Annotated in this window: 16 protein-coding genes; 2 read left to right on the plus strand and 14 right to left on the minus strand. The window is 55.6% G+C overall.

Annotated elements, in window-relative coordinates:
• Positions 1–226 precede the first annotated feature (226 nt).
• Positions 227–1,282: an MsnO8 family LLM class oxidoreductase gene (locus KXG62_RS03075; protein WP_218090454.1), complete on the minus strand. Its 1,056-nt coding sequence runs from the start codon at positions 1,280–1,282 to the stop codon at positions 227–229.
• A 213-nt stretch (positions 1,283–1,495) separates the two neighbouring features.
• Here KXG62_RS03075 and KXG62_RS03080 point away from each other — a divergent pair, with 213 nt between their 5' ends.
• Positions 1,496–2,008, plus strand: coding sequence for a Crp/Fnr family transcriptional regulator (locus KXG62_RS03080; protein WP_218090455.1), 513 nt, complete (start codon positions 1,496–1,498; stop codon positions 2,006–2,008).
• Positions 2,009–2,100: 92 nt separating this feature from the next.
• On the opposite strand, the gene hmpA is transcribed toward KXG62_RS03080, so the two are convergent.
• From hmpA to KXG62_RS03135, 11 genes are all read right to left on the minus strand, one after another.
• Entirely contained in the window at positions 2,101–3,342 is a 1,242-nt protein-coding gene (gene hmpA, locus KXG62_RS03085; RefSeq protein ID WP_218090456.1) for an NO-inducible flavohemoprotein, read from the minus strand.
• A 248-nt stretch (positions 3,343–3,590) separates the two neighbouring features.
• On the minus strand, positions 3,591–5,399 hold the full coding sequence (locus KXG62_RS03090; RefSeq protein ID WP_218090457.1) for a hypothetical protein: 1,809 nt from the start codon (positions 5,397–5,399) through the stop codon (positions 3,591–3,593).
• 22 nt (positions 5,400–5,421) lie between these two features.
• Positions 5,422–6,723, minus strand: a complete 1,302-nt coding sequence (locus tag KXG62_RS03095) for an efflux RND transporter periplasmic adaptor subunit (protein WP_218090458.1) — start codon at positions 6,721–6,723, stop codon at positions 5,422–5,424.
• Positions 6,724–6,743: 20 nt separating this feature from the next.
• Positions 6,744–9,842: an efflux RND transporter permease subunit gene (locus KXG62_RS03100; RefSeq protein WP_218090459.1), complete on the minus strand. Its 3,099-nt coding sequence runs from the start codon at positions 9,840–9,842 to the stop codon at positions 6,744–6,746.
• Between the two features lie 210 nt (positions 9,843–10,052).
• Positions 10,053–11,426, minus strand: coding sequence for a sensor histidine kinase (locus KXG62_RS03105; protein ID WP_218090460.1), 1,374 nt, complete (start codon positions 11,424–11,426; stop codon positions 10,053–10,055).
• On the minus strand, positions 11,423–12,100 hold the full coding sequence (locus KXG62_RS03110) for a response regulator transcription factor (protein ID WP_218090461.1): 678 nt from the start codon (positions 12,098–12,100) through the stop codon (positions 11,423–11,425). Before KXG62_RS03110 ends, KXG62_RS03105 begins: the two co-directional genes overlap by 4 nt.
• A gap of 118 nt (positions 12,101–12,218) precedes the next feature.
• Positions 12,219–12,506: a stage VI sporulation protein F gene (locus KXG62_RS03115; protein ID WP_218090462.1), complete on the minus strand. Its 288-nt coding sequence runs from the start codon at positions 12,504–12,506 to the stop codon at positions 12,219–12,221.
• Between the two features lie 243 nt (positions 12,507–12,749).
• Positions 12,750–14,804 carry an ATP-dependent DNA helicase RecG gene (gene recG, locus KXG62_RS03120; RefSeq protein WP_218090463.1) on the minus strand — a complete coding sequence of 685 codons (2,055 nt, stop codon included), beginning with the start codon at positions 14,802–14,804 and terminating at the stop codon, positions 12,750–12,752.
• Positions 14,801–15,658 (minus strand): DegV family protein, encoded by an 858-nt coding sequence (locus tag KXG62_RS03125; RefSeq protein ID WP_218090464.1) that lies wholly within the window; start codon positions 15,656–15,658, stop codon positions 14,801–14,803. The genes recG and KXG62_RS03125 overlap by 4 nt, the downstream gene beginning before the upstream one ends.
• Before the next feature lie 83 nt (positions 15,659–15,741).
• Positions 15,742–17,514 carry a DAK2 domain-containing protein gene (locus KXG62_RS03130; protein WP_218090465.1) on the minus strand — a complete coding sequence of 591 codons (1,773 nt, stop codon included), beginning with the start codon at positions 17,512–17,514 and terminating at the stop codon, positions 15,742–15,744.
• Between the two features lie 81 nt (positions 17,515–17,595).
• A complete protein-coding gene (locus KXG62_RS03135; RefSeq protein ID WP_218090466.1) occupies positions 17,596–17,958 on the minus strand; it encodes an Asp23/Gls24 family envelope stress response protein in 363 nt (120 codons plus the stop codon).
• Positions 17,959–18,202: 244 nt separating this feature from the next.
• Between KXG62_RS03135 and rpmB the strand changes: the two genes are divergently transcribed.
• A complete protein-coding gene (gene rpmB / locus KXG62_RS03140; protein WP_218090467.1) occupies positions 18,203–18,391 on the plus strand; it encodes a 50S ribosomal protein L28 in 189 nt (62 codons plus the stop codon).
• A gap of 128 nt (positions 18,392–18,519) precedes the next feature.
• Here the strand turns inward: rpmB and spoVM are convergent, their stop codons facing one another.
• A complete protein-coding gene (gene spoVM, locus KXG62_RS03145) occupies positions 18,520–18,600 on the minus strand; it encodes a stage V sporulation protein SpoVM (RefSeq protein ID WP_014652194.1) in 81 nt (26 codons plus the stop codon).
• A gap of 303 nt (positions 18,601–18,903) precedes the next feature.
• Positions 18,904–19,155: a hypothetical protein gene (locus KXG62_RS03150; protein ID WP_218090468.1), complete on the minus strand. Its 252-nt coding sequence runs from the start codon at positions 19,153–19,155 to the stop codon at positions 18,904–18,906.
• Positions 19,156–19,161 lie beyond the last annotated feature (6 nt).

Below are 19,161 nucleotides of genomic sequence, written 5' to 3' on the forward strand. Positions count from 1 at the left end.
CCAATCACACTCCTTTCTCTCTATGAATGTAAAACTAATACGCACGGCCGTCAAAAAGGATGCGTAGGCCGATCCTCCCATTTTTCCATGACAAAGGCCGCGCAACGCAAAAAAGAGCACCTCCTCTTAACGCAAAGGTGCTCCGAAATGTTGCAATGATGTAAGCTTCCTGCAGGCTTAAACCATTCGTTCTGCAGGGAGTCCAGCTTGTCAAAAGTGAGGACGTCTAGCCGAGCACCGCTTTCGCCAATAGCTCATAGGAGCGGAGCCGGCATGCGTAATCCGGCACAAGCGTGACGATTAAAAATTCATCCGTCCCACAGGCGCTGGACAGCTCCTCCAGTCGCGATCGGATGTCATCGGGTCGACCGACAAGCAGTCTGCCAGATCCGGAAGCCGCTGCAGGCGAAGAAGCCGGGCCCGCACTCACAGGCGCAGACGCCTGCTCCTGCCGGTGTCGACTGTCCGGGAATGTCGCCGTCGCATTCGCGGGCGCTTCCATCGAAGGCGCATTCGCGGAGAACGCCGCGTCCGGCGAATCCGGCTCCGGCTGGAACCAGCGGCGAGCTTCCGCCGCCCAGCGCTGCGCTTCCTCTTCCGAATCGGCGCATATGACGCCGATGGCAACGATGGCGCGCGGCTCTCGGCACAGGCGGGACGGCCGGAAATTTTCGCGATACGACGCCAGCACTTGCGATCCATCCAGGTTGCTCATGAACTGCCCGAATACATAACCGGTTCCGAATTCCGCAGCGTAAGCGGCGCTTTTCCGGTTGGTGCCAAGCATCCAAACTTCCGGCGCGACCGGCGGCAGCGGCCTAGCGGTAACAGGCTCGCCCTCATGTACGTATTCGTTTGCAAGCAGCGCAGTCAAATCGCGGATCGATTGCGGCAGCACGCGCACGTTTTCCAAAAAATTGCCGCTGAGCGCCATCATGACATGAGCGGAGCCGCCAGGCGCCCGTCCGATCCCCAAGTCGACGCGGCCGGGATATAGCGAAGAAAGCATATGGAAAGATTCCGCCACTTTGATCGGCTTGTAGTGCGGCAGCAGCGTGGCACCGGAGCCAATCCTGATCGTCTTGGTGCGCGCACCGATATGGGAGAGCAGCACCTCTGGCGACGTACAGGCCAGCCGCGGCATATCGTGATGCTCGGCGACCCAATACCGGTGGTATCCCGCGCGCTCGGCCGCCTGCGCAAGCGATGATGCTTGTGCCAATGCGCCCGCGGCGTCCGCGCCGTCAAATACGGGAGCAAGATCCAGTACACTCAGTTTCAATAAGCTCGACCCTCCTTTCTATATCCATTAATAAACGTTTTGGCCTTCGCTTGCAATCTCATTCGAAACGAATCGTTTTATGATATAATTTGACAAAAGAAAAAAGCTTCGTCACGAAGCTTTTTCAAGGTTCATTCATTTATTTAAATATTTATTCAAACATGCCGGGTCTGGTCGAATAAGGCCAGACACGATAGCCGAGGAGAGTACGCCATGCTGCTGCATAAAGGCGAAACCTTGTTCCGTCAAGGAGAATCAGGACCGTTATATCATCTCAAAAGCGGTCTGCTAAAAATCGTTCGCGTTCACGAGGATGGAAGCCCGATCTTATTCAATATTATCGTTCCCAGCGAAATCATACCCCATCATTCGCTCATCAGCCCGAAAGATTATCACGGCACGGCGATTGCGCTCGTGACCAGCGAAGTGGAGACGCTGCCCGCCGCGCAGTGGTACGCCAGCCTGAAGCAGCATCCGGAGAAGGGGCTTGAGATCGCGCTCCAGCTGCAAAGCAAGCTGCGCATGATGCAGCAGCGAATCGACCAGCTGACCCAGACGTCCCCGTCAGACAAGCTGCACAAACTGCAAGAATGGTTCGGAACGTATATCGGTTCGGCCGCGCTGACCGATGTGCTCACCCAAGAAGAGATCGGCCAGTTGATCGGCGTTAGGCGCGAGACGGTCAACCGGCTGCTGCGCGCGCAGTCCGCCGGCAGCGGCAGATAGCGCTCTAACGCCGCCGCGACCGGAATCAGGCGCATGCACGCACAGGAGAAGCTGCCGGCCGCCGATCCTCCCGACGGTACTCGCTCGTTAGATTACTTGCCGGATGCGACTGCCGGTTCATCCAAACTGCCGGCCGGACCAAAAAATTCGTAATGCACGTCAGCGGCGGGAACTCCCCACTCCTTCAGCGCATGATTGATCGAGCGCATAAACGGAACGGGACCGCAGAAGTAAAAGCTGGCGTCTTTGTTCGGTACAACGGACTTCAAGTACGGCAAATCGATATACCCTTCCTTGTCAAATGCCTGCAGCAGCCGATCGCCATCCGTCGGTTGTTGATAACAGAAGTGTACGCTCAGCTGCGCATGCTTTTGCGCCAGTCCGGTCACATGCTCCCGCATCGCATGGACTTCACCATTGAGGGCCGCGTGAATGAATATCACTTGCCGGTCGGGAGCTGTCTCCGCCAGTGTATTCAGCATGCTTACCATCGGCGTCAGTCCGACGCCGCCGCTGATCAGCACGACCGGCCTCCGGTCGGTGCGGTTCAGTACGAAATCTCCGGCCGGAGCGGTCAGCCATAGGATGTCCCCCTCTTCGGTATGGCGATGCAAGTAAGACGAAACTTTGCCCTCCGGGCGACCGTCCAGTGCATCCTCGCGCTTTACCGAAATGCGGTAGTACGGCTTACCCGGCGCGTCCGAAAGGCTGTATTGACGAATATGGGTATATGTCTCGCCCGGTATTTCCGGTTTGACGCTCACATACTGCCCCGGTTCAAAATCCGCAATCGCCCCGCCGTCGACCGGCACAAGGTAAAAGGACGTAATGACTTCGCTTTCCTTCTGCTTGCGATCCACGCGGAACATGCGAAACCCTTTCCAGCCGCCTTGCTGTCGTTCAGCCTCATCGTACATTTCAGCTTCTACCGATATAAAGACATCGGCGATGACGCCGTAAGCCTCCGCCCACGCCGCCAAAATCGGCTCCGTCGCCGCATCGCCCAGCACGTCTTTGATGGCAGTCAGGAGGGTGTTCCCGACGATCGGATATTGCTCCGCTTGAATGCCGAGGCTTCGATGCTTATGGGCAATCTGCTTCACGACAGGAAGGATTGACTCCAGCTTGTCAATGTGCAGCGCAGCCGCATAGATGGCGTTCGCCAGCGCTTCCGGCTGACGGCCCTGCTTCTGATTCGCATGGTTGAACACGTTCAACAGTTGAGGATGATTGGTGAACAAGAGATGATAAAACCGCTTCGTTATTTCCGTCCCGTGGAGTTCGAGGACAGGCACCGTTGATTTAATAATTTGGATTGTTGATTCACGCAGCATAACAAAATCACTCGCTTTCGATTAGCTTTTTGACTCGATACAACGAGTATACGCGACTGCCCAATCCGGGCGTGTGATTAAGATCACACCAATTCGGAACGAACTGTGACCTTCTTACAGTGAGCGTTCCTAGCCATGCGGCCAAAGAAAAAGCGCCTCTTGCCCGAAACGGGAAGAAGCGCTGCTGGGAATAAATGAATTACGAAAAAGACATGTCACCGCATAATACGGCTTTACAATGGCACGGCTTAACCGTTTTGCTGCTTGAGGCTCGTGATGAAACGCTTCGCCTGTCCGTTCGGCGTATCGAAGCTTTCATAAACGTTAAGCGTCAGCGGGTAGTCCAGCTGTTCGGATTTGGCGTTGAACGTAACCGTCTGCTTGCCGTTGACCAGCTTGTTCGGTCCGGTAAGCTCGGAATCCGCCGTACCGACGATGCGGCCCAAGTTATCGACCAGTTCAAAGCGAAGCTTGGAGAAATTGTTGTCAAGTAGCACGTCGTCCGCCTGCTTGATATCCAAATTCAGCGACAGCTTGTAGTTATATACGAACGACGAACCGGTAGGCGTCGTCAGCGTCGCAATAATCCAATCGTTCAGCGTAATATCGAACGGATACAGCTTGAACGCGGTCCCGCCCGCTTCCGGATCGGTAGCCGCCGTCTGGATCGCCGCAATCGTACTCTTGTACGGAGCGGCCGTTTGCGCATCCAGCAGCTTCAGCTTCAACTGCTCGCCGGTCTCCGCCTTCGGCACATTAAACGAATAGTTGATGACATAGCCCATATTGGGGTTCAACGTCGCCGCCGCATTCGACTGACGCGTACCGGCGAACGTTACCCCGCCGCTGCCGACGAGTTCGGTCTGGAATGCCGGGAGCGGAACAGGGATGTCGTTCCGGTTCGTCAGCTTGAACTTGCCGACGACGGTCTTATAACCAGTGTCGCCATTATCGTGAATGTGCATTTCCATCAGCGACACTTCCGTTTTTCCATCGATCAGCTTGTTCACCGGGTCCATGGCGATCAAATTCCCCATCGTATACGGATCCGCCTGCACCGTATCGGTCTGACTTCCGGCAGGAACCGCCACGCTAAGGCGGCCGACGTCAAAGTTCGTGCTTGCCGAAGCTGCGCCTTGCGAGCCCGCCTGAACATACGTTTCAGTCGTCGTGACGATGAGCGACTTCAGCGTCTCGCTGTTATTGTCCATCGGGATGGCGAAATGCACATATTTTTTCTCGCCCACGTCAACGGTAATCGGACCTTGCTCCGCGCGTTTGCCCGTGTAATTTTTTTGCTCCGTTTGTCCGTCCAAGCGGAATTCCGGCATCGTTTCGCGACCGACGCCCGGGTTCTCCACCAGCATGGTGACTAGCGCTACGCGGCCGGTCGAGGAAGCAGCGCTGGCGGAAGTGCCAGCAGCAGCGGAAGCGCCGGCAGCCTGAGCGGCCGTCGAGACGTACTGCACGTCGATTGCCGTCGGCGTATAGCGGAGAGAGGAGTTCAGGCCCGGAATCGTAAACGATTCGCCCCATTCTCTCGACTCGGCGGCCTGCGAGCCGACAGCCGATGCATACCATACTTGCTTGTCGATCGGAATGTTCAGCAGCGGCGTTTCTGTCTTCGGATATACATATTCATCTACATAAACGAACGAAAGCTGGGAAATCGTAATCGGCGTCCCGCTGTCGATCACGTTCATATAGACAAGCTCGCCGATTTCATTCGGCTGAAGCGCACCTTTGTTGGCCGCGCTGGCATTCAGCGTATATTCGTTCCCGTCGGTTGAACGGATGCGCAGCTGGTGATCCGGTATACGCGTTTTTTGCGTGCCTCCGTTATACAATCGAACGGTCGCTGCAATGCGCGTGCCGCTTGGCGTCGTTTCGACCGCCAGACTCTTCACTGCGGCGCGAATCGTATCGGTCAGCCCGTAGTTGCTCGGTGCGGCTACAGCCGCTTGAGGGTTGTCCGCGGCCAAAACCGGGACGCCGACTTGAATGATGGTCGAACCGATCAAGACGGCGGTCATCGCTGTTTTCCAATGCTTGTTCATCGAAATGCCTCCTAATGCGGTATTATTTTTTGGACGAATCTGCTGCAGGCTGCCCTGACGCCGAAGGAGCGACAGCCGCCCCGGCCGAGTTGACTTTTTGTCCGTCCTTCAACTGGTGCTGGCCTGATGTGACAAGCTTCTCTCCCTCTTTCACGCCATCGAGCACTTCCTGATACGTGTCGCCGAGACGTCCCAGCTTAACTTTGCGTCGTTCCACATGATCTCCCTGAAGGACGAATACGTAAGAGTCCGCCCCTTCCCGGACAATGCTGAGCGTAGGAACGGCAATCACCTGCTCCTCGTCCTCCGTCGTCAGCTGCAGCAGCACCCGGGAACCGGGCTTCAGCTTCTGATCGGCGTTGGCGACTTCCAACTCCAGCGAGTACGTCTTCGTCTGCGCGCTCATCACGTTCGACAGGAATGTTATGTCGGCCGTCGCCTTCTCTGACGACCGGTCGGTGCTAAAGAATGTCAGCTGCTTCTTGTTCTTGACCAGTTGATAAGACGCTTCGGTGAGCTCCGCCTTGATTTTGATCGGATCGATTTGCTGCACCTGTCCGACCTTCGCGGTTTGTGAAACGGAGCCTCCGGCTTCCACGCTGAAATCGGTAAGAACGCCGCTGACCGGAGCCTTCACGTCGTAATTTTCCAAGGCGCGCTGTGCATCCTCATAGGCGACCTGCGAAGAAGAAGCCTGCGCTTGCTGCGCCGCAAGCGGGTCTGTTTTGTCCATGGCCGCCAGCTTGTTCTGCTGCGACTCCAAATCAAGCCGCGCGTTGTTGTACGCCGTCTCCGCTTGCTCCACCTGACGCAGCGTCGCTTGACCCTCATCATAATCATTTCGAATCTTACTGTACTCTTTCTGGGCGTTGCTCACCTGTTCTTCCGCTTTGGCTATGGCGCTTTGCAGATCACGCCGGGTATTCACCGTATCTTCGCGTGACTTTTCAAGCGACTGCCGTGCGCTTTCCAGCGAAATCCGGCTCTTCTGCGAGGCAGATTCCGCATCCCTGCTGTCGATATGGAACAGCGCTTCGCCCGCCTGCACCACATCGCCGCGTTTTTTGTACACCGATGTAACTTGGCCGCTTGCTTTCGGCATAATATCTACCGTCGTGATGGCGGCGACATCGGCAATCTGCTCGCGAGGCTCGCTAATTTTTTTCTTCGCGATCGTCTCGGTTTTGAGCGGTTTGTTCTCCAAATCCATATTAACCGTGGCCTGGCCTTTTGACGCGGAGCAGCCGGCGGCAAGCGCCGTAACGGCTGCCAGCAATGCCAGCGTCCAGACCCGTTTCTTCGCCTTTTTCGCTCTCTCTGACATCGATGGGGTGCCTCCTCTTCTTACATTTCGAGCGAAGTCGGCTTGCCGCCGCTGCGCTTCTCTCTATGAATCCATCCCGATACCCGGCTCTTGAACGCTTCGATCATTTCGTACACGATCGGCACAACGACCAGCGTGAGCACGGTGGACGTTGTCAATCCGCCGATTACGACAACCGCAAGGCCTTTGGAAATAAGCGTTCCTTTCGTAAAGCCCAGCGCCAGCGGCAGCAGGGCGACAATCGTCGCGCCGGCCGTCATAATGATCGGGCGCAAGCGTACGCGGCCGGCTTCGATCAAGGCATGCCGCACCGTATACCCTTCGTGGCGAAGCTGCTGCGCCCTGTCGATGAGCACGATCGCGTTCGTCACGACAATCCCGATCAGCATCATAAAGCCGATCATCGAGGTGACGTTGAGCGATTCCTTCGTAATTAATAGAGCGAGCAAGCCTCCGATCGCTGCCAGCGGCAGCGAGAATAGAATGGCCAGAGGGGCCCCAGCATTCCCGAACGCAAGCACCATGACGAGATACACGACAGCCACGGCCACCGCCATGGCGGCAAACAGCTGGGTAAAGCTTTCGTTAATATCTTCACTTACCCCTTTGATCTGACGGCCAACACCGTCGGGCAGCTCCATCGCCTCGAGTGCTGCCGATATTTTCCGGCTCACGCCGCTTTTATCCGCAGAATCGATTTTTGCGGTAATGTTGACCACTTGCTTCTGATTATCCCGCCGAATCGATGCGGGCGCGTCAACTTCCTTGATCTTAGCGATTTCGTCCAAGTAGACCGTTCCGGCATTCGTTTTGATCGGCATCCGTCCAAGCTTCTCCAGCGAATCCTTGTCCGTCTTGGAGAGCGACACGGTAGTCGTATACGTAATGTCGTCGAGCTTGATATCGCCAAGCTCCTGCTTCGCGATCCAGTTGCGCGCCGTTTCTCGGACTGCAGCGACATCCAGCCCGTAAGCCCGTGCTTTCTTCTGATCCACGACGATGTCCACCTGCGTTTTCGCGTCGCTCAGGCTGTCCTCGATTTCGCTGAGCTCCGGAAATTCAGTCAGCTTTTGCTTGATGGCTGTGGCTGCTGTCTCAAGCTGCTTCTGATCTTCGCCGATCAAGGAATACGAGAAGTCGGTGGTCGATACCCCGCCCCCTCCACCAAGCGACCGGGGCTCTACTTCCGAACCTTTTGGCAGCTCGGCCAGAATCACCTGCTTGAACTGGTCCTTGACTTGATCGGGGTTCACGTTCTTGTTCGCTTCCACGTAAATTTGCATCGCATAAGCAACACGATCGTCCCCGTCGCTGTAGCCGACCAGTGCTTCCACATAGTTGAATACCGGATCTCCGTTGGAGTCCTTTGTTTCAAGCATCATTTTCTCAAGCTCTTTGGATTTCAAATCCGTCGAGTTAAACGACGTTTCGTAAGGCAGCTTGATCTGGTAGTACATCGTCCGCGGAGATTCCCCATTCGGCATGAAGGCCACCGCCAGATTCGGGACGGTTACCGCGATCGATACAACGAACAATAAGCCGGATATGAGCATCGTCTTGACCCGGTGGGTCAAACACCACGCCAATATTCTTTCGTAGAACACTGTAAGTTTGTCAGGATTGTGCTCGTCATGCGCCTTGATCGATTTGCCGCCCAGCACGAGCAGCTTGGCGAGCATCGGAATGACCGTAAGCGCAACGAGTAGCGAAGCGAGAAGTGCACATCCTATTGTTATGGCGAACGGCCTGAAGATTTCGCCGACGATACCGCTGACCAGACCGATCGGCGCGAATACGCCAACCGTCGCAATCGTTGAAGATGTTATCGCCATCGCCACTTGCTTGGTCGCATAGGCGATAACCGATTCGTTACGCTCCTGCGCCTTGGCCAAATTCGTATAAATGTTCTCGATGACGACGATCGAGTCGTCCACGACCCGGCCGACCGCGATAAACATGCCGCCCAGCGTCATAATGTTCAGCGTGATGTCCATCTGCTTCAGCATGAGCAGAGTGATCAGGATGGAAAGCGGAATGGATACGAGCACGATCAGCGTCATTCTTACGTTTCGCAGGAATAGCAGAATCATGATGGAAGCGAGCAGTGCTCCGGCAATCCCTTCCCGCAGCATGCCGTGAATCGATTCTTTTACTTCATCCGCGCTGTTATAGATCGACTTGAACGTGACGTTCGGCATCGTCGTCTTCCAATCCGCCATCAGCTTATCCGCTGCATCGGAGAATTCCACCGCGTTGGCGTCTTTCGTTTTGAATAAATGAATGCCAAGCGCAGGCTTGCCGTCCAGCCGCGCGTTAAATTCGGATTCGGCGATCGCGGACACTTGCGACACTTGAGACAGCGTTACGGTACCGCCGGTAGGCAGCCCGATCTCCATTTGCTCCAGGCTGTACAAGCTGTCCAAATCGCCCGTGACGCGGGCCATCTTCGCGTTGCCGCTCAGTTCGACCGTGCCGATCGGTCCCTTGGAAAGCGACGAGTTGATCGCCGCGGTCACCTGGGACGGCGTCAATCCGAATGCGCTGAGCGCGTCGGCATTAAGCTGAATGTCCATCGAAGTCTCTCGATTGCCGATGGCGTTGACATGGTCGATACCGCCAAGCCCTTCGAAGCCCGGCTTGATTTTATCTTTATACAGCTTATCAAGCTCGGTCTGGCTCATCCCCTCGTCCGCATACGCCACCAAGTAGTATGCAGGGATGGAAGCGAAGCCGAATGTCGCAGCCTTCGGCCTGCCTGCCGCGTTAGGCAGTTTGACTTCCTGCAGCAGGCTGTCGATGTCTTGCTTTTTCTTGTCAATGTCGACGCCCTGCTTGAACTGCACGAGCACCGAAGAAATGTTGTCGCTGGATGTGGAGGTCAGCGAGTCGATGCCTTCCACATTCGCAAGCTTCTCCTCGATCGGCTTCGTAATGTTCTCCATCACGTCCTGCGGCGAGCCGGTGTACGTGGTGGATACCATGACGACAGGGAATGAAATATCCGGAAAGTTCTCCTCCTTGATGTTGAGGGCCGAATAAATCCCGCTGCCGAGCAGGAGAACGATCATAATCATGAGCGCCGAAACGTTTTTCATTGAAAATTGAATCAGCCGGTTCATTCTCGAGCTCCTTCCGTTCTATCTCTATGAATCCAATAACATGCGGTCTATGAGTTACATTACAACGCCAATATGAACTGAACATGAACGAAGTTTGAACAAAAAGAAAACCCGGCTCAACCATTGAGCCAGGTTTAACTATAAAACGATCCGACCTATAAAACGATAGGAGTTTAAGGGGAACTAAGGGAATTTAAGGAGAGCGGCCCGCTAGCCGCGTTTCACCGATACGCTCGGCAGCGTTACCGTGAAGACGGTCGACACGCCGGGCCGGCTGCTCACTTCGATGGTGCCGCGGTGCAATTCGACAATGCGTTTGGCGATAGCCAGACCGAGGCCGCTCCCCCCTTGCGCCCGGTTATGCGAACGGTCGGCTTTGTAAAACCGGTCGAAAATGCGTGCCTGTTCCTCTGGCGTAATGCCGATTCCATTGTCTTCGATCCGGACGCGGACCCGGTCGGTCAAAGGCTGGAGCGTGATCCGGATCGTTCCTTCCTCGGGTGTGAATTTGCTTGCATTACCCAGCAGATTGATCCATACCTGGTTCAGCTGGTCTTCATCCGCAGCCACTTTCACGGACGGCAGCTTCAATTCGAGCTTTTGCTTCTTGGCCGTCCATTGCGGCTCGAGCGATACGATTACCCGCCGGAGCTGCTCGTCCAGCCCGTACGTGCGCGGATGGAACGGATGATGCTCCGAATCCAGCGAAGCGAGCTTGAGCAAATTATCGCTCAGCCGTGACAGCCTTTCCGACTCCGTCGTAATAATATCCAAATATCGATTCCGTTCCTCTTCAGGCATCGGTCGGCTGCGCAGCACCTTCGAAAATCCGGCAATCGACGTCAGCGGCGACTGAATTTCATGGGAGACATTGGAGACGAAATCTCGGCGCATTTGCTCCATCTGCCCGAGCTCCGATGCCATATGGCTGAAGCTTTGAGCCAGTTCGCCAAGCTCGTCCTTTCGCGGCTTCCACTCCAAATTGACATTGAAATCGCCCTTGGCAAGCCGCTGGGTCGCCCAGGTCATCCGTTTCAGCGGCTGAACGAGATATCGCGCAGCCACCGCCAGCAGCAGGCTGCCGACGATGAGCACAATAGCCAGCGACGTCAGCACCATGCGCCGAATCAAGTAAGCCATGTGCAGCTCCCCCGGCTGCACGAACAGCGCATACTTGCGGTCTTCTGCCGAGAGCGGATAGCCCGCAAGCAAACTCTCCGGCTCCTCCTCGTTGCTCTGATACGGTTGTCCGTCCAGCACCCGGCGAATCGCCTCCTCCGGGATTGGCTTAACGTTCTCGGAGAGCTGGTCGTCAAATCGGTACCGCTGCCCGGACGCGTCGATCAGCGTGACGACGTTGCCGCGCACCGAATAATGGGCGCGCAAAAACTTGTCCACTTCCACCCCGCGGGTCATCCCGTACGTCTCGACTAGATCCTTGGCGTTTTGCAGCAGCTCATCGTTTATCGTATGGATCACTTGATCGCGAAAAAACCAATTGGTCAAATAAAATGCGGAGATCAGCCCGACGATCACGGCACCCATAAACGTAAGGATGACTCGCGAATATAGCGAACGGATCATGCCAGCACCTCCAGCTTATAGCCAAGGCCGCGGATTGTGCGAATGGCAAATCCCGCGAGCGGCTCCGGAAACCGTTCGCGCAGCCGTTTGATATGCACGTCGACCGTCCGGTCGTCTCCCTCGTAGTCGATTCCCCATATTTGTTCAATCAACTGATTGCGCGTGAAAATTTGGTTCGGGTGCGCAGCCAGCTTGAACAGCAGCTCGAATTCCTTCAGCGGAAGCGACATCCGTTCCCCGCCGCGGCATACTTCAAAGCTGCTGCGGTTCAGCTCCACTTCGCCAAGCCGAATCACTTGCGAGGAAGCGATCCGGTATCGCTTGAGCAGCGCCCTCACTCGCGCGACAAGCTCCGGCGGATCGAACGGCTTGACCAAATAATCGTCCGTGCCGAGCTCGAAGCCCTTCACCTTATCGATCGTCTCCGTCCGGGCGGTCACCATCAGCATCGGCAGCTCGGGATATATACGGCGCAGCTCGCGGCATAGCTCCCAGCCGTCCATGAGCGGCATCATAACGTCGAGAATGACCAAATCCGCGGGGCTTCGCTCCAACAAGGCCAGCGCCTCCCGTCCGTTTTCGGCTTCCCAGAGCGTAAACCCTTCGCCGTGCAATGATGCTTTCATCAGTTCTCGGATGTAGTTGTCGTCGTCCACCAAGAGGATTTTGGCCATTTGTTATGCTCCTTCATCGCTTGAAACGTTATTCTCATCATACGGGAAAGCGTCACGTCAATTCAACCCGGGGCAGCGGCGGCTAAAAGATTCTGATATGCAAAAAAACATGCTCCGCTCAGCGGAACATGCTCCACAATTTAATCAGATGAAACGTATTGTTCGGGTCGATTTTTTGCGAAATGACGAATTGGACCAAATGCTCCGTCTGCTGCTCCGTCACTTTCTCGCCCAATGCCTTGGTCAGCATGCCGACAAACCGCCGCACTTTGACGCGATCCTGAAGATCGTACTTCGTCACGCCTTGCAGAATCATTCTTACCCGTTCCTTGATTTGGGGATTTTTCATCTTCAGCTTGATCCGTTCCACCTGTGCGGGATCAAACCCGTATTTCGTATAGCTCATGCCGCACCCTCCCACATTGCAACGGATTTCGGCGGCGCCCGTATCCGTTCCCGCGTCCCGGCCGCGATACCGATAGCGCGGCGTAACGTGCTCGGGAGGATGAAGCGGATACCTGCGGCAAGCGCACGCGATCCGCGTGCTTGCGGGGCGCTCCCTTGATCGTGACCGTTGTCAATCATTATTGGACTTACATCCTACACAGTAAGTCTATGACGGAGGGCTCGGCCATGTGTACCTAATTATTTAATCCAGCAGATCGCCGCTCAAGATGTGCTCCCGCCGCAAATATTCCCGCAGCGAGTCGAAGGCGGCCTCGGTCCAGAAATCCGACCGGCGCACAAGCTCGGCCGCATCGTCGCGCGCCTGCTCCATCGTTTCGAAATCGGTCACCATGTCCGCCAGTCGGAACTCCGGCAAGCCGCTCTGCTTCGTACCGAAGAAGTCCCCCGGCCCGCGAAGCTCCAAGTCCCGGCGAGCGATCTCGAAGCCGTCGTTCGTATCCGTCATCGCCTTCAGCCGTTCCTTGCCGACTTCGTTCTTCGGATCGGCGATCAGAACACAGTACGACTGGTGCTCGCCGCGGCCGACCCGGCCGCGAAGCTGATGCAGCTGCGACAAGCCGAAGCGGTCCGCATCGTAAATGATCATGAGCGTGGCGTTCGGCACATCGACACCTACCTCGATGACGGTCGTGGAGACGAGCACATGAACCCGACCCTCGCTGAATTCGCGCATCGTATCGTCTTTCTCGGCAGGGGTCATCCGCCCGTGCAGCAAGCCGACCTTATACTGCGGGAATGCGTGCTGCAGCTGCGCATGCACGTCGATCGCATTTTGCACGTCGAGCTTTTCCGATTCTTCAATAAGCGGGCAAATGACGTACGCCTGCCGCCCTTCGGCCACCTCTCGGCCGATAAAGCCCATCACCCGCTCCATCATGCTGTGCGTCACGGCATACGTTTTGATCGGCTTGCGGCCTTTGGGCAGCTCGCGCAGCGTGGAGACGTCCATATCGCCGAATGCGGTAATGGCGAGCGTACGCGGGATCGGCGTCGCGGTCATCGTCATGATGTCCGGGTTCATGCCTTTGTGCCGCAGAATGCTGCGCTGCTGAACGCCGAAGCGATGCTGCTCGTCGGTCACGACCAGACCGAGCCGCCTGAAGAATACATCCTCTTGGATCAGCGCATGCGTGCCGACGACGACGTCAATCATGCCCATTTGCAGCGAGGCTAGCAGATCGCGGCGCTGCCGGTCCGTTAGACTACCGGTCAGCAGCGCCGTCTGAATTCCATACGGCTCGAAGAGCCGGTCCAGCGACCGCTTGTGCTGCTCGGCGAGTATTTCCGTCGGCACCATAAGCGCCCCTTGATAGCCCGCCTTTACGACCGCAAACAATGCCGCAGCGGCGACGACCGTCTTCCCGGCGCCTACATCCCCCTGCAGCAGCCGATTCATGCTGTGCGGCTGCTGCAAATCCTGCAATATTTCAGCCAAGACGTTCTTCTGCGATTCCGTGAGCGTAAAAGGGAGCGATCGTACAAACGCGCGAACGCCGGGCAAATCCAGAGGGTGCGCAACCCCGTCCGCCCGGGAATGGTTCAACGCGCGATACGCCTGCATTTTCAGCTGAAACAGAAACAGCTCCTCATACACCATCCGCTTTCGCGCCCGCTGGCCCTGTTCCATATTACCGGGAAGATGCAGCAGGACGATCGCCTGCTTGCGCGGCAGCATGTCGTATTTGCGCAGCAGCAACGCCGGCAGCACCTCGGGGATCATCTCGCCGAACTGCAGAACGGCCTGCTTCATCACTTGCCTCAACCACTTCTGGGTCATCGACCCGCTGACCGAGTAGACCGGCTGGAGCGTTCCCGTCTGCGAAGTGCGCGCGCCGGGAAACTCCGATTCCGAAACGGTCAGATGCAGCCGCTTCTGGTCCCATTTTCCCGTCAGGATGATGTCCGTTCCCGCCGTCAGCTTGTCCTTCAAAAAATGCCGGTTAAACCAGACGGCGGTGACGAACAAGTTATCGACCACGATTTTAAGCAGCATCCGCGATTTGGTACGTCCATACATTTGCACTTGCGGCACGCCTGCAATCGTTCCCTGCACCGTAATCCGGTCTCCGTCCTTCGCTTGCGTCAAGTCTCGAAGCGTGTAATCCTCGTAGCGGAAAGGATAATAGTCGAGGAGCTGGCCCACGCTCGAGATGCCGAGCGCAAGAAGCTCCTCCGCCTTCTTGCCTTTGACGCCGGACACATGGGTGACCGGAAGTGCGTACAAGTCGAGTGTCATGACCGGGGAACCGGCGCCGCAAATGCCGCTACGGTACCGGGACCGACATGCGTCCCGATCACAGGTCCGATGTGCGTATAATGCACGCTGACCACTTCAAATTGCTCACGGATCAACGAGCACAGTTCTTCCGCCGTTTCCCGGCCTGTCGTATAGGCGACGACCAGTTGGATCGGCTTGCCGGCCAAATCCTGCTTCAACAGCTCGATGATCCGGTTCATCGCTTTCTTTTGCCCGCGCACCTTTTCTACCGAATACACTTCGCCCTCATCGTTCAGCGATAGAATCGGCTTAATATTGAGCAGCGAACCGACGAGCGCCGCCGCTTTGCCGATTCTGCCGCCCTTTTGCAAATATTCGAGCGTATCGACAAGGAAGTACAGGCGCATCTCCTTGCGCAGCCAGGCAATTCTCTCCAAAATCTCTTCTTTGCTTTTTCCTTCGCGGGCCGCAACCGCCGCTTCGACAGCGAGCAATCCGATTCCGTATGAGGCGGATTTGGTATCCACCACCGTCAAATCGAGATCGTCAATCATCGACTTGGCGAGCAGCGCCGACTGATAGGTGCCGCTCACCGCAGACGATAGCTGAAGCGAAATGACCGGGCCGTCGCCGGCTTCCGCAAGCCGTTTGAATACATCCATAAACTCAGCGGGCGAAGGCTGCGACGTCGTCGGCAGCGCGCTGGAGAGGACCAGCTTCTCGTAAAACGCATCCGGCCCGATATCTACGCCGTCGCGGTAAGACTCCGATCCGAACATCACTTTGAGCGGCACCATCTCGATGCCGTACTTCTCTCTTATATCCTGCGGAATATCCGCCGTACTGTCCGTTACAATTCGAACCTGGCTCAATAAGGTTCACCCCGTTCAATCAACTTCATCATGCATTTTACGTCTTGATTTCATCGGTCCGCAAGGAAAGCGGAACACGCCGGTCATTCCGCCGAAATAATATAATAATACAGCGGCTGTCCGCCTTCGTGTACCTCTACCTCGACATCCCCGAATTCCTCTTGTACATAACTCACCAACTGCTCCGTCAACTTGGCGTCGGCATCCGCACCGGTGTACAGCGTGACGATCTCCGCGCCGCTTTCCAGCAAGCTTGCGATCAACTGCTGGCAGGAAACGAGAATGTCCGGATCGGCGGACACAATTTTATTGTTATGAATGCCGATATAATCGCCATGCTTGATATCGATGCCGTCCATTTGCGTATCGCGCACGGCATACGTGACTTGCCCGGCTTGCACTTGATGCAGCGCTTGCTGCATTTCGTCCGCGTTATCGTCGGGAGCGGCCGTTTCCTGGAAAGCGAGCACCGCGGCGATGCCTTGCGGGATCGATTTGCTCGGAATGACGATGACCTGTCTGTCCTCCACAAGCTCTACCGCCTGCTCCGCGGCAAGAATAATATTCGAGTTGTTCGGCAATACGAATACGGTTCTCGCATCGACGTCCATTACCGCTTTCACAATATCCTCCGTGCTCGGATTCATCGTTTGTCCGCCGTGCATGACCTGGTCGACGCCCAGGCTCTGGAATATGCCGCTGATCCCGTCGCCTGCCGATACCGCGACAAAGCCATATGGCTTGGCGGGGGCCGAAGAAGCCGCGTGCATTCCATTATCCGCGATCGCGGAAATGCCCGCTTCCTCCGTCAGCAAATGCGTGTGCTGGTCTCTCATGTTTTCGATCTTGATACGGCTTAAATCTCCATACTTCTGGGCCAAGTTCATGACGGTCCCAGGGTATTCGGCATGGATGTGCACCTTCACCAGATCGTCGTCGGCCACCACAAGAAGGGAATCACCATGCTCGGTCAGCTCATGCCTGAACCGGCTTTCGTCAAATGCACAGGCTGCAGTTTTTTGCCCGTTCAACGTCACGATAAACTCGGTACAGTACCCGAACACGATGTCTTCCGTAGCGAGCTTCGATTGGGCGCTCGTTGGATGCGGTTGCATATGCGCGCCGCTTGGAATGGCCGGAACTGCTCGTGCGTCCTGCTCTTCGAGCGATTCGACGGCGCCGAATGCGGCATAAGGCAGCGGCTGTGCCGGCGGCTTCTCCTCCAGCATTTCCAGCTCCGAGACGAACCCTTCGTAAATATAGACAAGACCTTGTCCGCCGGAGTCCACAACGCCGACCTGCTTGAGAACAGGCAGCATGTCCTGTGTCTTGGCCAATGTTTCTTTGGCCTGCTTGAGCAAATCGGTCATCACCGCTTCCACGCTGTGATGCCGTTTGGCCGACACTGTGCCCTGTTTCGCCGCTTCCCGCGCAACGGTCAGGATCGTTCCTTCGACCGGCTTGACGACAGCTTTATAAGCCATATCCACGCCGCTCTGGAAAGCTGCGGCCAGCTGCGCCGCATCGGCCGAAGCCAGATCGCTCACCGCCTTCGCAAACCCGCGGAACAGCTGCGACAAGATGACGCCGGAATTGCCCCGCGCACCCATCAGCAGCCCTTTCGCGAGCGCTTCGGCCGCTTTGCCCAAATGGTCCGAAGGCTTGCGCCGCAGCTCCTCCACACCCGAGGTTAGCGTCAGATTCATATTCGTTCCGGTATCCCCGTCCGGCACCGGAAACACGTTAAGCGCGTTTACCTTATCCGCGTTCGTCTTGAGAACATGGGCGCCGGCTTCAACCATCCGTATAAAATCATGACCGTTAATCTCATTTAAGCGCTTACTCAAAAAAACCATTCCCCTTCCTGCAATAAACCGTGTCCGTCTTCGGTGGTTCCGATTCGGGCAATCCGCTGCTTCATCTGTGAATGCTCTGCATTATTGGACAATTCTGACGCCTTGGACAAATATGTTGACGTCGTTCACCAGTAAACCGGCTACATCTTTCAGCGCGTATTTCACCTTGGTCTGCACGTTATGCGCAACCACGGAAATTTTCGTACCGTAGCTTACGACAATATATAAATCGATGGTCAGCGCGCCGTGCTCATCGCGATGCATCTCGACGCCCCGGCTCAAATTGTCCCGCCGCAGCAGTTCCGCAATGCCGTCCTTCAATTGGTTGCGCGAGGCCATTCCTACCAGTCCGTAGCAATCTAGCGCCGCAGAGCCGGCAAGCACGGAGATCACTTCATCCGCCACAACCACTTTGCCATATTCCGTCGACAGTTCAATAGCCATCTCCATACAGCTCCTTCGATATTGATTAGGATGGACTATTACTCATTGTACTATATATAAAATAAGAAATAAACCAAACGCCCCAAAACTTGGCTAGAAATTCGGGCTTCCGCGTTGACGCGGTTAAATCAGCTGTGATATGATGATTAAGTGTGTTTTCAAAAGCCAAGCATCATATGTAAGTTAACGCATGAACCGCTTTTAGGACTTCACGGTCTTCGGAGCTTTTTAAGGAGGTGTAACAATGTCCCGCAAATGTTTCATTACTGGTAAAGGACCGGGTACCGGCAACCACGTATCGCACGCAAACAACAAAGCGAAGCGCACTTGGGGTGTAAACGTGCAAAAAGTCCGCATTCTGGTGGACGGCAAGCCAAAGCGCGTTTGGGTAAGCACAAGAGCGCTGAAATCCGGCAAAGTCACTCGCGTATAATCGGGTTTTACCCGCGATCGCAGACAAAAAGCACCTGTTCCAGGTGCTTTTTTTAGTTTATCGCCGCCAGCGCAGTCTGAGTTTAGGGCGCAGCCAGTGAGACAGTATAAGTATGAGTTCGCATACCTTCAGTTTTTACTGAATGTATTAAGTACCGCCTTGACAAAACCACCCAAAAATTTCGGAAGCTTGATCGTGTAAAATTTCATCAGTAGTTCTCCTCCTTCCGGTCCTGCCCTAAAGCATAACTCACCCCGACAGCGTAAGCCTTACAGCAAAACCTGTTTCGTAACCGCATAGTTCATTGTATTCCGCTACTGCCAAAAACGTGCAGCCAAGTGCTTCCGGCAATCCGTTAACAGGTCAACGCCCGGTCGCCGGATGAAAACCGCAGTATGCTCATAGGTTTTCCAAATCGTTGTTACAATGTATGTACGACGGCGGGTCAATATTCCTGACCATCCGTTCCGAAAACAAAAAAGACCGCGGATGAACCCGCAGTCTTTCGAACGTCATGCACCCGTCGGGTGCTGCTGGACGAACAAATACATGGCATAAATGATCGTAAACACGAAATAAAGCACAACGGAGGTCGCTACGAAGGCAATGCGCATCCCCCGAGACTCGTACCGTCTGAAAAAATGGATGCCGAGATATAATGCCCCGAGCGAAAAAACATACTTGAGGAAATCTTGAATTTGCGAAAACAAGAGGAGCAGCGCAGCGCATATGACGCTATAGCCGATGACCGTCCATGCCCGCATTCGCTG

Source organism: Paenibacillus solanacearum, from assembly GCF_910593845.1.
In the GTDB taxonomy this organism is placed as follows: Bacteria; Bacillota; Bacilli; order Paenibacillales; family NBRC-103111; genus Paenibacillus_G; species Paenibacillus_G solanacearum.

Coding starts and splice junctions, on each gene's coding strand:
- KXG62_RS03080 (WP_218090455.1), top strand. CDS start 1,496: ATGCTGCTGCATAAAGGCGAAACCTTGTTCCGTCAAGGAGAATCAGGA.
- hmpA (WP_218090456.1), bottom strand. CDS start 3,342: ATGCTGCGTGAATCAACAATCCAAATTATTAAATCAACGGTGCCTGTC.
- KXG62_RS03090 (WP_218090457.1), bottom strand. CDS start 5,399: ATGAACAAGCATTGGAAAACAGCGATGACCGCCGTCTTGATCGGTTCG.
- KXG62_RS03095 (WP_218090458.1), bottom strand. CDS start 6,723: ATGTCAGAGAGAGCGAAAAAGGCGAAGAAACGGGTCTGGACGCTGGCA.
- KXG62_RS03100 (WP_218090459.1), bottom strand. CDS start 9,842: ATGAACCGGCTGATTCAATTTTCAATGAAAAACGTTTCGGCGCTCATG.
- KXG62_RS03105 (WP_218090460.1), bottom strand. CDS start 11,426: ATGATCCGTTCGCTATATTCGCGAGTCATCCTTACGTTTATGGGTGCC.
- KXG62_RS03110 (WP_218090461.1), bottom strand. CDS start 12,100: ATGGCCAAAATCCTCTTGGTGGACGACGACAACTACATCCGAGAACTG.
- KXG62_RS03115 (WP_218090462.1), bottom strand. CDS start 12,506: ATGAGCTATACGAAATACGGGTTTGATCCCGCACAGGTGGAACGGATC.
- recG (WP_218090463.1), bottom strand. CDS start 14,804: ATGACACTCGACTTGTACGCACTTCCGGTCACCCATGTGTCCGGCGTC.
- KXG62_RS03130 (WP_218090465.1), bottom strand. CDS start 17,514: ATGGTTTTTTTGAGTAAGCGCTTAAATGAGATTAACGGTCATGATTTT.
- KXG62_RS03135 (WP_218090466.1), bottom strand. CDS start 17,958: ATGGCTATTGAACTGTCGACGGAATATGGCAAAGTGGTTGTGGCGGAT.
- rpmB (WP_218090467.1), top strand. CDS start 18,203: ATGTCCCGCAAATGTTTCATTACTGGTAAAGGACCGGGTACCGGCAAC.
- spoVM (WP_014652194.1), bottom strand. CDS start 18,600: ATGAAATTTTACACGATCAAGCTTCCGAAATTTTTGGGTGGTTTTGTC.
- KXG62_RS03150 (WP_218090468.1), bottom strand. CDS start 19,155: ATGCGGGCATGGACGGTCATCGGCTATAGCGTCATATGCGCTGCGCTG.